Origin of the sequence: Gordonia heveisoli, assembly GCF_030315745.1 — a bacterium.
In the GTDB taxonomy this organism is placed as follows: Bacteria; Actinomycetota; Actinomycetes; order Mycobacteriales; family Mycobacteriaceae; genus Gordonia.
Genome location: NZ_JASXSH010000008.1, coordinates 1 through 14,866, shown reverse-complemented (window position 1 = coordinate 14,866; position 14,866 = coordinate 1). Strand labels below are relative to the sequence as shown.

13 protein-coding genes are annotated in these 14,866 nt (G+C 67.4%); 6 read left to right on the top strand and 7 right to left on the bottom strand.

From position 1 onward, the window contains the following. Positions 1–35: 35 nt before the first annotated feature. Complete coding sequence (locus QSJ18_RS08865; RefSeq protein ID WP_286326018.1) at positions 36–1,841, bottom strand: hypothetical protein; 1,806 nt, start codon at positions 1,839–1,841, stop codon at positions 36–38. Positions 1,842–2,070: 229 nt separating this feature from the next. Here QSJ18_RS08865 and QSJ18_RS08860 point away from each other — a divergent pair, with 229 nt between their 5' ends. The 4 genes from QSJ18_RS08860 to QSJ18_RS08845 all read left to right on the top strand — a co-directional run bounded on the left by QSJ18_RS08860 (position 2,071) and on the right by QSJ18_RS08845 (position 4,923). After that, the gene (locus tag QSJ18_RS08860) at positions 2,071–2,553 is read left to right on the top strand and encodes a glutathione peroxidase (protein WP_286326017.1); all 483 of its coding nucleotides are present in this window, start codon (positions 2,071–2,073) and stop codon (positions 2,551–2,553) included. Positions 2,554–2,655: 102 nt separating this feature from the next. Next, entirely contained in the window at positions 2,656–2,895 is a 240-nt protein-coding gene (gene purS, locus QSJ18_RS08855; protein ID WP_286326016.1) for a phosphoribosylformylglycinamidine synthase subunit PurS, read from the top strand. 9 nt (positions 2,896–2,904) lie between these two features. Next, positions 2,905–3,585 carry a phosphoribosylformylglycinamidine synthase subunit PurQ gene (gene purQ / locus QSJ18_RS08850; RefSeq protein ID WP_286326015.1) on the top strand — a complete coding sequence of 227 codons (681 nt, stop codon included), beginning with the start codon at positions 2,905–2,907 and terminating at the stop codon, positions 3,583–3,585. 66 nt (positions 3,586–3,651) lie between these two features. Continuing rightward, positions 3,652–4,923, top strand: a complete 1,272-nt coding sequence (locus QSJ18_RS08845) for a M18 family aminopeptidase (protein ID WP_286326013.1) — start codon at positions 3,652–3,654, stop codon at positions 4,921–4,923. A gap of 42 nt (positions 4,924–4,965) precedes the next feature. On the opposite strand, the gene QSJ18_RS08840 is transcribed toward QSJ18_RS08845, so the two are convergent. The 6 genes from QSJ18_RS08840 to QSJ18_RS08815 form a co-directional block, all read right to left on the bottom strand. Further along, positions 4,966–5,733 (bottom strand): lytic transglycosylase domain-containing protein, encoded by a 768-nt coding sequence (locus QSJ18_RS08840; RefSeq protein ID WP_286326012.1) that lies wholly within the window; start codon positions 5,731–5,733, stop codon positions 4,966–4,968. A gap of 214 nt (positions 5,734–5,947) precedes the next feature. Further along, positions 5,948–7,282 carry a hypothetical protein gene (locus QSJ18_RS08835; RefSeq protein WP_286326011.1) on the bottom strand — a complete coding sequence of 445 codons (1,335 nt, stop codon included), beginning with the start codon at positions 7,280–7,282 and terminating at the stop codon, positions 5,948–5,950. A 45-nt stretch (positions 7,283–7,327) separates the two neighbouring features. Next, on the bottom strand, positions 7,328–8,194 hold the full coding sequence (locus tag QSJ18_RS08830; RefSeq protein ID WP_286326010.1) for an NmrA family NAD(P)-binding protein: 867 nt from the start codon (positions 8,192–8,194) through the stop codon (positions 7,328–7,330). A gap of 170 nt (positions 8,195–8,364) precedes the next feature. Further along, positions 8,365–9,723, bottom strand: coding sequence for a VOC family protein (locus QSJ18_RS08825; protein WP_286326009.1), 1,359 nt, complete (start codon positions 9,721–9,723; stop codon positions 8,365–8,367). After that, the gene (locus tag QSJ18_RS08820) at positions 9,720–10,253 is read right to left on the bottom strand and encodes an RNA polymerase sigma factor (protein ID WP_286326008.1); all 534 of its coding nucleotides are present in this window, start codon (positions 10,251–10,253) and stop codon (positions 9,720–9,722) included. The genes QSJ18_RS08825 and QSJ18_RS08820 overlap by 4 nt, the downstream gene beginning before the upstream one ends. A gap of 44 nt (positions 10,254–10,297) precedes the next feature. After that, positions 10,298–11,209, bottom strand: coding sequence for an alpha/beta fold hydrolase (locus QSJ18_RS08815; protein WP_286326007.1), 912 nt, complete (start codon positions 11,207–11,209; stop codon positions 10,298–10,300). A 68-nt stretch (positions 11,210–11,277) separates the two neighbouring features. Here QSJ18_RS08815 and QSJ18_RS08810 point away from each other — a divergent pair, with 68 nt between their 5' ends. Beyond that, positions 11,278–11,883 (top strand): TetR/AcrR family transcriptional regulator, encoded by a 606-nt coding sequence (locus QSJ18_RS08810; RefSeq protein WP_286326006.1) that lies wholly within the window; start codon positions 11,278–11,280, stop codon positions 11,881–11,883. A gap of 296 nt (positions 11,884–12,179) precedes the next feature. Continuing rightward, a complete protein-coding gene (locus QSJ18_RS08805; RefSeq protein WP_286326005.1) occupies positions 12,180–14,726 on the top strand; it encodes an ATP-dependent Clp protease ATP-binding subunit in 2,547 nt (848 codons plus the stop codon). Positions 14,727–14,866: the final 140 nt, after the last annotated feature.

Below are 14,866 nucleotides of genomic sequence, written 5' to 3'. Positions count from 1 at the left end.
ACCCGATACTCGATGTCCGACGGAAATCCGCCGGCTCAGCGGACGGTGGGTACGGCGGGGAGTACCCCACCGCGGGGAGCCGAGGAGCGGGGCGCCACGGTGGTCGGCGCCTGGTGCTTGGGTGTGCCGCCGTGCCGTGCGGTGCTCGTCGGCACCGGAGTCGCGGTGGGCGAACGCCGATGGACCTCGGCGCCCAGTCCGGTTCCCGACGTGTCGTCCTCGCGCAGACATAGGCTCCGCACCACATTGTGGAAGGTGACCAGCCCGTAGGTCAGCGGCAGCCCGAGAACCGCCGAGGCGATGCCGACCGGACTGATCGACGTGGTGATCCCCAGCTGGGTCATGACCGGCCCCTGCACCAGGCCGCCGATGTTGCTGAACAGATGCAGCGACAGCGCGTAGGCGTAGTAGATCCCGGTCAGCGACTTGGTGACAGTGAGGTCGGCCAGCGGCACGGTGGCGGCCAGATTGCCCTCCCGGGCGTTGTGACTCAGGCCGAGGATGATGTTTGCCGGCGCGCCACCGATGTAGGGCAGCTGCCCGGCGATCAGCGACGCCATCGCCTCGGTCGACGTGAAGTCGGACGGGTCCGCGGGAATCAGGTTGTGCGGGACCGGTGTCGAACGCATCACGCCGAGGATGCGCGCCTCCTCGGCGCGCAGCCGTTGCCTGCCCGCGGCGTCGGTGACGACACCGCGGGCGAAGGTGAAGGTGCGTGACACGATGCGCTGCAGCGACAGCGAGCCGATCGGTGCGCAACTCTCATTGTCGGCGAGGGCGACCTGGTCGGCGATATTCTGCAGGATCGGACTGACCGGCAGATGGTAGGAGACGTCGTCGGCGGCGCGTCCCGCCTGATCGAGTTCCTCATCGGTGACCCGCGCGACGCACTGGTTGAGCAGCGACCGGGCGGTGGTCTGATAGAGCTGCTGCAGGCCGGCGCGTCCGAAGAACATGGCGACGTCGAAGATCGAGTCGTAGGTGAGCGACCCGGCCAATGCGCCCAGTTGGGTGCCGGTCAGCGGGCTGCCCGGGATCGGGGCAACGGCATTGCCGAACTGGAGCGGGGCCAGGACGCCGGCGAAGGTGAGGAGCCAGGCGGTCTCTACCGCCTGAATCAGGGTGATGTTGCCGACCGGGATGGCCTCGTTGTGCTTACCGTCCCGAATCTTCAACAGCTGCACGACGATCCAGTGCGAGATCGGGGTGCGGTATTTGACGCCGGGATCGTCGGCGTCGGCACCCAGCGCGAACGGGCTGTCCGAGATCGCGAGTGTCGACACGTGGATCCGCTGCATGTCGGCCAGCGTCGCGTCGCGCTGCTGACGGGCGGCGGCGCGTAGCGACGCGGGCAGTGACGGGAGCAGGGAGTCGAAGATCGAGGTGAAAACCACCGATAGTGTGACGTATTCGCCGCTGACGCAGGTCGTCGTGGTGTCGCGGTCCCGAGGTGCGGGCAATAGTGACCGGTTCGATTCGCGGACCCGCGAAAGTCGGTCGTCGGTCGCCTCCGCAGTAGGTTTTGCGGGCGTGGCGACCACGACCGGAGTCGGGGCACTGGGCTGCGGGCCGGGGGCGGCAGACCCGGAAATGCTCGTCATCGCGACGGCGGTGGCGGCGCACACGGCGACCAGCGTCGCCGACATCAGCGGGCGCCGAGTTGCCGTCCCGCCGCGTCTGCGGACTCTCCGCGGTGATCGGACCGCCATCTGGCGCGGTCCGGTCGTATCGGCGTCGCCGACGCCGTCGGTGCTGTCATGTGCCGCGCGGTCATCCGCATGGTCGTGCCCGGTATGCACAGGTGCTGTTCCCTTGGTGATGCTGAACATGGCTTGTCTCACGGCGTGGGACCTGGCGGCGAACGGCCGTAGTTCCGGCCGTCGCCGAGTCGGTCTGCCGAGCGGAGATGACCAAGCGATGTCGAGGGACCCCCTCCCTCGCCAGAGAAGCATAGCCTTACTTAAGTTCAACCGGCCTTGAAGGTGGCCGAGGGCACAAGGCCGGCCGATCGCGACTTCTTCTGTCGCGTCCGGTTTCGCCGGCCGGTCCGGTCGGCTACCGTCGTGTCACGTGAGCAATGTCAAGGAAATCCCCGTGAATGCGCTCGACGGCAGCGCACTGAACCTCGCCGACTTCGCCGGGCCGCTACTCGTCGTCAACGTTGCGAGCAAATGTGGGCTGACCCCGCAATATTCGGGGCTCGAACAGATCGCCAAGGACTATGCCGACCGTGGCCTGACGGTCGTCGGAGTGCCGTGCAACCAGTTCATGGGGCAGGAACCGGGAACATCCGAGGAGATCGCCACCTTCTGCTCGACCACCTACGGTGTCACCTTCCCGCTGCTGGAGAAGGTCGACGTCAACGGAGATGACCGGCACCCGCTCTATGCCGCGCTGACCACCATCGCCGACGCCGACGGAGAAGCCGGCGACGTGCAGTGGAACTTCGAGAAGTTCGTCGTCGATGCCGAGGGCAAGGTCGTCACCCGCATCCGCCCGCGTACCGAACCGACCGACCCGTCGGTGATCGCAGCCATCGAGGCGGTCCTCTAGTCCGGTGCGCGCTGAGGCACACCGCCGCACCCGGTAAGGTGATCGCTGGTCACATCGGTGGAACGCGGTGCGGCCCGGCAACGTAGATGAGGAGCGGTACGCATGGCACGAGTGGTGGTCGACGTGATGCCGAAGGCCGAGATTCTCGACCCGCAAGGGCAGGCCATCGTCGGCGCCCTGGGTCGTCTCGGATTCAGTGGGGTCGCCGATGTGCGGCAGGGTAAGCGATTCGAACTCGAGGTCGACGGCTCGGTGGACGACAGCACACTCGAGCGCATCGCCGAGGAACTGCTCACCAACACCGTCATCGAGAACTTCAACGTCTCTCGGATCGCGGAGTAGAGCGCGGCGATGACAGCACGAATCGGGGTCATCACCTTTCCCGGCACCCTCGACGACGTCGACGCCGCCCGCGCGGTCCGACTCGCGGGGGCCGAGGCCGTGGCACTGTGGCACGGCGATGCAGACCTCAAAGGGGTCGACGCGGTCGTCGTGCCCGGCGGCTTCTCCTACGGCGACTATCTGCGGGCCGGTGCCATCGCACGCTTCGCGCCGGTGATGGGATCGGTCGTCGAGGCAGCGGGCAAGGGCATGCCGGTGCTGGGTATCTGCAACGGTTTCCAGGTGCTGTGCGAGGCCGGGCTGCTGCCCGGCGCACTCACCCGCAACGAGGGTCTACATTTCATCTGCCGCGATCAGTGGCTGCGCGTGGAATCGAATACCACTGCCTGGACCTCGCGCTACGAGCGTGGCGCGGAAATCCTCATCCCGCTGAAATCCGGGGAAGGCCGCTATGTGGCCTCACAGCGCAAACTCGAAGAACTCGAGGGCGAGGGCCGGATCGTGTTCACCTACGCCGGGGACAACCCGAACGGATCCAACCTCGACATCGCAGGAATCAGCAGCGCCGACGGCCGGATCGTCGGACTGATGCCGCATCCCGAACATGCGACCGAGGCACTCACCGGACCCAGCGACGACGGTCTCGGCCTGTTCTACTCGGCGATCGACGCGGTGCTGGCCTCGGCCTGATGACGTCGATCCTCTCCGCGAGGGTGGTCGGGCCACGTCGGCGCGATTGAGCAAGGGAATTCCCGTATGACGATCACGACCACCGCCACGGCGACCGGACTCGGGGCGTTCATCGACGCCTCCCCCTCACCGTTCCACGTCTGCGCGACCGTTGCCGCCGAACTTGAGAAGGCTGGATATCGGCGGCTGCACGAGAGTCAGACGTGGCAGGCCGACACCGCCGACGGCCGGTTCTACGTCATCCGCGGGGGATCACTGGTCGCATGGGAAACCGGGTCGGGCAACGGATTCCGCATCGTCGGTGGACACACCGACAGTCCCAATCTGCGGCTCAAGCAGCATCCGGACCGCGTCTCTGCCGGTGTGTCGATGGTTGCACTGGAACCCTACGGCGGCGCATGGCTCAACTCGTGGCTCGATCGCGACCTCGGCGTGTCCGGTCGTCTGGCCTACCGGTCGGGCAATAGCGTCGAACACACGCTGGTCCACGTCGCCGAGGCGGTACTCCGTGTCCCGCAGCTCGCGATCCATCTGTCGGCCGATCGCAAAGGGGTCGAACTGGACCCGCAGCGGCATGTCGACGGCATCTGGGGACTGGGCGACACGGTTCCCGACGTGCTGGGGTGGGTGGCCGGCTACGCCGGGATCGATCCTGACGCATTGCTCGGCTGGGAACTGATGACCCATGACATCGCGCCGAGCCGGCTGATCGGTGTCGATGAAAACCTGCTCAGTGCACCGCGTTTGGACAACCAGGGCACCTGCTACGCGGGATTGCGTGCCCTGCTCGACTCGGCGTCGGGGAGTCGTACCCGGATGCTGGCACTCTTCGACCACGAGGAGGTAGGCAGCGGCTCAGAACGCGGTGCGGCCTCGGATCTGCTGGCGACGATTTGTGAGCGTGTCGTGGCGGCACGCGGCGGTGACCGGGCGGATTACCTTGCCGCGATGGCGGATTCGATCTGCGTGTCGGGGGATATGGCGCACGCCACCCATCCGAACTATCCCGACCGGCACGAGCCTGGGCATCGGATCGCCATCAACGGCGGCCCGGTACTCAAGGTCAATCAGAACCTGCGGTACGCGTCGGACGCGGTGGGCGAGGCGGTCTTCGCACTCGCCTGCGAGCGGGCCGAGGTACCGATGCAGCGTTATACCCATCGTGCCGACCTGCCGTGCGGGTCGACGATCGGACCCATCACCGCGGCGCGGACCGGCCTATCGACCGTCGATGTCGGAGCTCCGCAGCTGGCCATGCACAGTGCTCGTGAACTCATGGGCGCCGACGATGTCGAGATGTATTCGGCTGCGCTGCAGGCGTTTCTGTCGGGGCCGTAGGGAGTCTGCGGCGCTCGCGACCGGCCCCGCCGCGCATCGGGATCAGTACGAGCGGGCGTACCCGAGCACGTCGTCGACGTAGGTCATCGAATTGTTGTAGCGCAGGATCGCGGTCACCCGCGAGGCGTCGGCACGGAGATCGAGATTACCGTCGCACAGGTAGCGGGCGGTGGTCAGCGCGGCGTCGTAGATGTTCTGCGGGTCGATCTTGCCGTCCCCGTTGCCGTCGGCGGCATAGTGCGACCAGGTCTGCGGCAGGAACTGCATCGGTCCGATCGCACGGTCGTAGCTGGTGTCACCGTCGAGTCGCCCGCCGTCGGTGTCGGCGATGACCTGATTTCCGGCGAGGGTGCCGTTGAGTGTCGGGCCGAAGATCGGCGATTTGAGTTCGCCGTTGTGGTCGACGTTGCCCTGGTCGGCATGATGGGATTCGACCCGGCCGATACCCGCGATGAGCTTCCAGTCGATACCGCAGCGCGGGGTGGTGCGCGCCATGATCTTCGCCGCCTTCTCGTAGGCGTCGTAGTTGCTGGCCGGGACGGCACCGGTCGTGACGCTCGCGGGACGGATCACCGGTGCCGGTGCGGGCGCCGGAGCCGGCGTAGGTGCGGGGGTGCGGGCCGCGGGTGGGGCCGCGATGGTGAATGCGGCCGGGGCGGCGACGACGGTGGCCGCGGGGGCCGGGGCGTCGGCGGTGTGCTGGACCGGGGCGATATGGGTCGCACCGGCGGCGGCCAGGATGCCGATCGGGGCGATCGCGGCGGCGCACAGTGACGTGCGGAAAACGCCGATCTTCGACTGCTTACGCAAAGGGATAACCTCACTCCCTGCTAGAGAACGAGGCCGACCGTACATGAATCCGTTAGCAGGCCGTTATTTTTCCGTTACCAACCGTGGTGGCTGGGTATGGGTATGCCGACATCGCACCAGGTGAACCCGCCGATCGCCGTGAGAATGTGAGTCGCGCCACAGAACTGCAGGTGGGGCTTGGATACCCGGTGTCGGGCTACGGGCCAGTCGATGGTCAGTTGGGACGCAGAACCGACAGCGTCGTGCCGCGTGCGGCGACCAGGAAGCCGTCGACGACACTGATCGAGCCGCCCAGATTCTGCTGCCACACAACGCCGCCGTCCGCTGCGAAGGCGGCGATGCGGCTGCCGTTGGACCCGATCAGCGTCGAGCCGCTCGACCCGACGCAACCGTAGTTGTCGATGTTGGCCTCGTGGTGTGCGGGCACCGGGGCCTCGCCGATACGACTGCCGTCGACGAGGTCGAGGGTCACCCGGGATCGATCGATACGGGGCACCGACAGCAGCGTCCCACAGGGTCGCGCACCGGCCTTGGACGCCTCCGGATCGTCTACCTTCCAGCTGTCGCCGCTGCGCGGGTCGATCACGACGTAGGTGCCGTGATCGGCGAGCACCGCGTTGTCGGCGGTCAGGGCCGGGCGCACCGAGGAACCGCGCAACAGGTGGGCGTTCGCGATGGTCGTGGACGGGGTGCCGGCGATCCGTCCGGCCGTGCTGATCGGATAGATCTCGACCCGCCGGGCGTCGGCCTGGTGGTATTCGACGGCGAGACCCGTCGGATAGGTGCGCATCGTGCAGGAAGTGCACGCGAGGGTGTCGGTGCCGTCCGTACGGTTGATCAGGTAGTAACTGCCGTCGACGGTCGCCACGATCACCGCGTGATCGGTGACCTCGACGCCACCGGTGCCGTTGACGTCGGCGGCGACCGCCGCGGCGAAACTGCGCGACCAGAGCGTACGGCCGGCCGGTGTCGACAGGGTGACACGGAATCCGGTGTCGTTGATCCGCAGGAAATTCGAGCCGACCCCGGCCACGCGAGCGGTGTCGTTACGGGGTGCGGACTCGGTGACGTTGCCGGCATCGTCGATGAGATAGAAGCCTTCGTCGAGACCTCCGTCTGCCGGGTTGGCCAACCGAACCGCGCAGCCCAATCGCCCCGAGGTGGTGAACGCGCAATCGCCGAGTCCGACGTCGAGCGGCCGCTGCCACAGCGGACGGCCGGTACTGCGGCTGATGGTGGTGAAGGCGCGGCCGAGTCCGATCGGGTAGGAGATCAGCCAGATGTCGTCGTCGGCCTCTTCGACGCGGATCGGACCACCGGTGTCGAGGTAACCGGGCAGGTCCGCGTCGGTCAGTGTCCACGCGTCCTCCGGCGCAGCCCGGTAGCTGCGCAACTGCCCGAAACCGTGGTCGGCGTTGCCCGCCGGCCGGTCGATCGCCAGTACCGCGCCGACGATGACCACCAGAACGACGGACAACATCCCGACGACGGTGCCGATCCCGAATGGTAGACGTCGGCGGAACTCGGCGGCGGACGACCGGATGGGCATGGGCAACAGTCAATCACTGACCGGACGTGGTCGCGCTGGCGGGAGTCACTCGGTGAGTGGGCCCGATTCGGCGAGGACCGTCGTCAGCGGCGTCGACGGACGTCCGCGGAGATCGGCCAGGCTTGTCGAGTCGGTGTTGAGTGCGCCCTGGGCGATACCGGCGTCGGAGTCGGCCAGCATCGCCGCGACCGGCTCCGGCAGGCCGGCAGAGCGCAGGGCCGAAGCATAGTCGGCTTCCGAAAGATCTTGGTAGCGGACAGGTTTGCCCGCGACGTCGGCGATGGCGGCGGCGATGTCCGAGGAACTCAGATGCTCGGAACCGCCGAGTTCGTAGATGGTGCCGCCGGTTCCGTCGATGAGCGCGACGGCGGCCGCATCCGCGTAGTCCGCGCGTGCCGCACCGGCCACAAGACCGTCGGCCGAGCTCCCGTAGAGCACACCGGAAGCCACCGCGGCGGGTGCGGACGGCACGTAGTTCTCCCAGTACCAGCCGTTGCGCAGAAGGATATGGTCGACGCCGGTCTCGGCCAGCAGACGCTCGGTGGCGAGATGTTCGCCCGCCAGCGACAACACAGACGTGTCGGCCTTCAGGATGCTCGTGTAGGCGATCAGCGGGACACCGACTCGCGTGGCCGCCGCGATCACGTTGGTGTGCTGGGTCAGCCGGGAACCGAGTTCGTTACCTGAGACCAGGAGGAGTCGATCCACACCGGCGAGCGCGGAATCGAGGCTGCTGGAGTCGTTGTAGTCGCCGATCCGGACCTCGACGCCCGCCGCGGCCAGCCGCTCGGCCCGCCCGCGATCACGGACGATGGCGACGATGTCGGCCGCATCGACGCCGCGGGCGATCAGGGCGTCGACGGCCGCACCGCCCAGACCTCCGGTCGCGCCGGTCACCGCATATGTGGTCATGGTTGCTCCTGAACGTCGCGGTTCGGCCCGGCGACCGATGACGCTGGTCGGCCCTGACCGGTGGGTGACTGTCTGTCCCTACGATCAGACACAACGGCACGGCCGCCCCGGTTGATTCCCGGTCGATTCGCCGTGGCGGTGGCCGACGTGACGTCAGCGCATGCGTGTGGTCAGAACAGCTGCCCCAGATAGAACTCTGCTCCCTGGTCGTCGACGCAGCGTGCGGTTATGCCGTATGGAGCGGTCTGCGGGGCGTCGAGAACCCGGCCACCGGCCGCGCGCACCCGTTCGACCGCGGCCCCCGCGTCGTCGGTGTTCCACATCGGCACCGCGACCGACGCCGTCGAGCCACCCGCGACGCCGACCTGTGGTCGCGCGTGGTCGACCTCCCACCCGTCGTCGACACGTCCGGGTCGGAAGGACCAACCGAGCACCCGCCCGTAGAAGTCGCGCAAGCGCGCGCTGTCCGGGGTGTGCACGGTGAGATAGGACAGTTCGCCGAGACCCCGGGGATGTTGGGCCGGGCGCGGCTCGTCGGCGGCGGGCACATAGACCGAGAAGGCGACGCCCTGTGGGTCGACCGCGTCGAGCACGCGAACACCGTCGCCGGCCAGGCTCACCTCGCCTGCCCGTCCGCCTGCGGCGAGGATCCCCGCCCGGGTCTCGGCGAAGTCTGCGACCGCGAACACGCAATAGACAGTGTTCACGCCGTAGCCGGAGGCGGTCGAAATACCGAGGCGGTGACCAAGATTGGTGACCTGTCGCAGCTGCGGATCATACCGCCAGCCGAGCACTGCGCCGTAGAAGCGGGCGGCGCGGTCGGCGTCGGGGGTCTGCAGTGACATATACGCGATGTCGCCGGGGTGGATTCGCTCGCCGTCGGGACGGGTCGCGCGACCCGACTGGGCGGCGAGCTCGGCGAGGGTGGGTCCGGTCAGCATCCAGCGGTGGCCGAACGGGTCGATGACGGTCGCCGTTCGATTGCCGTGTGTCTCATCGGGTTCGCGGGTCACGATGGCGCCGGAACGCCGCGCGGCGGCCAGTGCCGCATCGGTGTCGGCCACGCTGAGCAACAGGCTCACCGAGACCTGGCCCGGCTGCGGTGCGCGCAGGCCCAGATCGGCGAACTCGTCGGCGAGATAGACTACGCCGCCGCCCAATTCGAGTTCGGCGTGCCCGATCCGGCCGTCGCCCATCTGGATGGGCGCGCCACGCAGTCTGGCGCCGAGATTGGCTACGTACCAGTCGATCGCGGCCCGGCCGTCGCCGACCGTCAGATAGGGGAGCGCGCCGGGATGTTCGATCCGGCTGTCGGCGTGGGTATTCGGGGTGGGTGCGAGGTCGGGGGTCTCGGTCGGTGTGCTCATGACTGCTCCTTTCGGCAGCGTCGCGCCACGCTCCAGCCGGTCGCGCAAGGCGCGCGCGAACGCAGGATCGGGTGCGATCGGTAGCTCGGTGCCGGTGATGTCGACGGCACGCAGGATGTGCAGCGGATCGCCGGTCGCGTCGGGGAAGTCGTCGTGGCTCATGCGTGCCCTCCTCCCCGACTCGGTTGTGGTTGCTGGTCGGGATAGGCGGCCCGGAAGGCGCGCTTGGCCCTGGTGAGCAGCGCCTCGGTCGCGCCGTGGGTGCGGTCGAGGATCGTCGCGCAGTCGGCGACCGGCAGATCATCGACGTAGCGCAGGGTCAGTGCCGCTCGGTACATCGGCGCCAACCGGCTCATCGTGTATTCGGCCACGATGCGGTCGAGTTCGGCATCCCACCGGTCGACGGTCTGATCGGGCAGGTCGTCGGTGGGCAGCGGGGTGCGTTGCATCCGTCGCCAATGGTCGGCGAGTTTGTGCCGCGCGATGCCGATGAGCCATCCGGTTCCGGGCACCGAGGTGCCGTTGCGGGCGGCGTCCATGGCGGCCAGGAACGTCTCCGAGGTCACATCCTCGGCGACGGCCCGGTCGGTGCAGCGGCGAAGGACATAGCCGTAGACGACCGGCAGCGCGTCGTCATAACACGCCAGTAGGCTCGCGACCGGGTCCCCGTCCGGCTGTTCGTCACCACTCACGTACTCATCGTCGTTCGCGGTGCGCGGAATCCGACGCGTTCAGCTCAAGAATCTTCTCCGGGGCCGCTGGTCGGGGTGAAAACCCGACGTCGGGCGATGTCGGCGACCGCGTCGGCCACCGCAGCAGGCTGGTCGAGGGAGACGAAGGTTCGAGCGGATGGGACCAGGGTGAAGGTGGCGTCGGCGAAGGTGGCCGCGAGCCGCCGACCGTGGGTAGTGGTGAAACAGCGGTCGTCGGCGCCCCAGACGAAGGCGACCGGTCGCCGGACACGGCCCATCCTGCCGGTGACTGTATTCAGGTCGGCCGGATCGATGGTGCCGAGGAATGCGGTGATGTCGTCCCGGATGCGGGCGTCGGCGCGGGCCGGTTCGAAGAAGGATCGGGTGAACTCCGGGTCAGGGGAGTTGAGCAACAATCCCACGCCGAGCGGTGAATGCCGGATCAGTCGGGAATGCGCGGTCGCCGCGATCAGTGGCCGCACCGCGGCCCGGTTGCCCAGCAGTGCGAAGAGGAATCGGAACGGTTGCGGCGGGAACAGGTCGAAGCCGTCGCAGTTGGTGAAGACGAGCCGGCCGGCGAACTCGGGATCGGCGTCCACGGCGTACTGGGTGATCGCGCCGCCGGTGTCGTTGCTGACGACGGTCGCGTCGGTGAGGTCCAGAGCCGCGACGAACTCGCGGACCAGCGTGGCCGCCCCGCGTGGCGACCGGTCGTGGTCGGCACCCCAGGGGAGCCGGTGGGCGCCGAGCGGCAGGTCGGGAAGGTAGCAGCGGTGGCCGGCAGCGGCGAGCAACTCGGCGACCCTGCTCCACAGCCGGTGGTCGACGAGGAATCCGTGCACAAAGACCACCGGTGGATGTGCGGAGTCCGCGGGTCCCAGCGTCGTGTACTCGATGCTGCCGGACGGGAGATCGATACGAGTCGTGTCGCCGGGCGAGAGTGTGTGATTCGACATTTCGGCCACCTATCCTGAGGAGGAGGAAAACTTACGAACACCTTGTATGAAAGTTACGTGCAGACTGTATGGAAGTCAACCGTCGAACTCAGGCCGAACGCACCGCCGCCACCCGCGGTGCGTTGATCTCGGCCGGTCGCCGACTCTTCGGCGAACACGGATACGCCGACGTCGGCACCCAGGCGGTGGTCGACGCCGCCGGAGTCACCCGCGGCGCCCTCTATCACCAGTTCGGGGACAAGCAAGGGTTGTTCTCGGCCGTCTACGACGACGTCGAGCAGACGATGATCGCCGAGATCGGCGAGCGTATCGGTGGGCTGCTCGACACGGACCCGATCGGCGCGCTACGTGCGGCGACCGGCGTCGCGCTGGAGATCTTCGCCCAGCCCGAGGTGCAGCGCATCGGTCTCGTCGACGCCCCGGTAGTACTCGGCTGGAAGGAGTGGCGGGCGCGCGGTGAAGACTTCGGCTTCGCGCTCATCGAGGGGCTGCTTCGGGCGGCTGTCGACGCCGGGCAGATCGAGGACCAGCCGCTGCGGCCGATCGCCCATGTCGCGATCGGGGCCCTCGACGAGGCCGCGCTCTACGTGGCCGCGGCCGACGATCGCGACGTCGCCACCGTCGAGATGACGGTGGTGCTCAATCGGGTGATCGACGCCTTCCTCATTCGCTGAGAAGGCTCGTGTCCGGCCCGGTCGGGTCGGTATTCGGGTCCAGGTGGGGCGAATCGACCCGATCGGGCTGGTTTCGCTCTGGGCGTATTGGCCTGGGAACATTGCCTCTGCCTGGGCCGTTGTACCGGCACAACCCCCGTCGTGGCGGTATTCGCATCACCTCTGGTGCGACGTTAACTGCAGGTGCACTGACGACGACCTCTAGAGTGGAAGCAGGCTGGTCGTCGTCTATCGGCACACCACTTGCAGGGTGCGCGAACGTGACGGCCGGGGCGCTAGCAATGTGAGGGAGAACAATGTTCGAACGGTTCACCGACCGCGCACGCCGGGTTGTGGTTCTGGCCCAAGAAGAGGCGCGGATGCTCAACCACAACTACATCGGCACCGAGCACATCCTCCTCGGCCTCATCCACGAGGGTGAGGGCGTCGCCGCCAAGGCGCTGGAGTCGCTCGGGATCTCCCTGGAGGGCGTGCGCAGCCAGGTCGAGGAGATCATCGGTCAGGGGCAGCAGGCACCGTCGGGACACATCCCGTTCACCCCGCGCGCCAAGAAGGTCCTCGAGCTGTCGCTGCGTGAGGCGCTACAGCTCGGCCACAATTACATCGGCACCGAGCACATCCTCCTCGGCCTCATCCGCGAAGGTGAGGGCGTGGCCGCCCAGGTTCTGGTCAAGCTCGGCGCCGACCTCAACCGGGTTCGTCAGCAGGTCATCCAGCTGCTCTCCGGATATCAGGGCAAGGAGCCGCAGGAGGCCGGTACCGGTGGTCGTAGCAGCGAGGCGGGCACCCCGTCGACCTCGCTGGTTCTCGACCAGTTCGGCCGAAATCTGACCGCGGCGGCGAGCGAGGGCAAACTCGATCCCGTCATCGGGCGTGAAAAAGAGATCGAGCGGGTCATGCAGGTGCTGTCCCGCCGCACCAAGAACAACCCCGTCCTCATCGGTGAGCCCGGCGTCGGCAAGACCGCCGTCGTCGAGGGACTGGCGCAGGCGATCGTCAACGGCCAGGTGCCCGAGACGCTCAAGGACAAGCAGCTCTACACCCTCGACCTCGGGTCGCTGGTCGCGGGCAGCCGCTACCGCGGTGACTTCGAGGAACGCCTGAAGAAGGTCCTCAAGGAGATCAACACCCGCGGGGACATCATCCTGTTCATCGACGAGCTGCACACGCTCGTGGGTGCGGGTGCCGCCGAGGGCGCGATCGACGCGGCATCGATCCTCAAGCCGAAGCTGGCCCGCGGTGAACTGCAGACCATCGGCGCGACGACCCTCGACGAGTACCGCAAGTACATCGAGAAGGACGCCGCCCTGGAGCGTCGCTTCCAGCCCGTGCAGGTCGGCGAGCCGTCGGTGGAGCACACCATCGAGATCCTGAAGGGTCTGCGCGACCGCTACGAGAGCCACCACCGGGTGTCCATCACCGACGGTGCGCTGGTCGCCGCTGCCACGCTGGCCGACCGCTACATCAACGACCGGTTCCTGCCGGACAAGGCGATCGACCTCATCGACGAGGCGGGCGCGCGGATGCGCATCCGCCGCATGACCGCACCGCCAGACCTTCGCGAATTCGACGATCGCATCGCCGACGCGCGCAAGGAGAAGGAGTCCGCGATCGACGCGCAGGACTTCGAGAAGGCGGCCAGCCTGCGCGACAAGGAGAAGACTCTCGTCGCCGAGCGTGCTGAGCGTGAAAAGCAGTGGCGCAGTGGCGACATGGATGTCGTCGCCGAGGTCGACGACGAGCAGATCGCCGAGGTCCTCGGCAACTGGACCGGTATCCCGGTGTTCAAGCTCACCGAGGAGGAGACCACCCGTCTGCTCCGTATGGAGGATGAGCTGCACAAGCGGATCATCGGCCAGGAGGACGCCGTCAAGGCGGTCTCGAAGGCGATTCGCCGTACTCGTGCCGGCCTGAAGGATCCCAAGCGTCCGTCGGGCTCGTTCATCTTCGCCGGCCCGTCCGGCGTCGGTAAGACCGAGCTGTCGAAGGCGCTGGCCAACTTCCTGTTCGGCGAGGACGACGCGCTCATCCAGATCGACATGGGCGAGTTCCACGACCGTTTCACCGCGTCACGTCTGTTCGGTGCTCCTCCCGGCTACGTCGGCTACGAAGAGGGCGGTCAGCTCACCGAGAAGGTGCGCCGCAAGCCGTTCTCCGTGGTCCTGTTCGACGAGATCGAGAAGGCTCACTCGGAGATCTACAACACCCTGTTGCAGGTCCTCGAAGACGGCCGTCTCACCGACGGTCAGGGTCGCACTGTCGACTTCAAGAACACCGTGCTGATCTTCACTTCGAACCTCGGCACGAGTGACATATCGAAGGCCGTCGGGCTGGGCTTCAGCAAGGGCGACGACTCGCAGTCGAACTACGAGCGGATGAAGCTCAAGGTCAACGACGAGCTCAAGAAGCACTTCCGTCCCGAGTTCCTCAACCGTATCGACGACGTCATCGTGTTCCACCAGCTCACGCAGGACGAGATCATCCAGATGGTCGATCTGATGATCGCCCGCGTCGAGACGCAGCTGAAGAACAAGGATATGGCGCTCGAACTCACCGACCGCGCCAAGAACCTGCTGGCCAAGCGCGGCTTCGATCCGGTGCTGGGTGCACGTCCGCTGCGTCGCACCATCCAGCGTGAGATCGAGGATCAGCTGTCGGAGAAGATCCTGTTCAACGAGCTGACCGCCGGTCAGATCGTACTGGTCGACGTCGAGGGCTGGGACGGAGAGGGCGACGGCGAGGATGCCAAGTTCGTCTTCACCGGGTCCGCGAAGCCCCGTGAGGTCCCGGATGCTCCCGGTGAGCTCACCGAGGCGGCCGAGGGTAGTGGCGACTCCAACTGATCGTCGGCGGCGGGTCGGCGGGCCCGTCGCGTAACTCCCAGCGAGACAACCGAATACGCCTCAGTCGGGGGGGGGGGGGGGGGGGGGGGGGGCCCGGCCCCGGGGGGGGGGGGGGGCGCGGGGGGGGGGGCGGCGGGGGG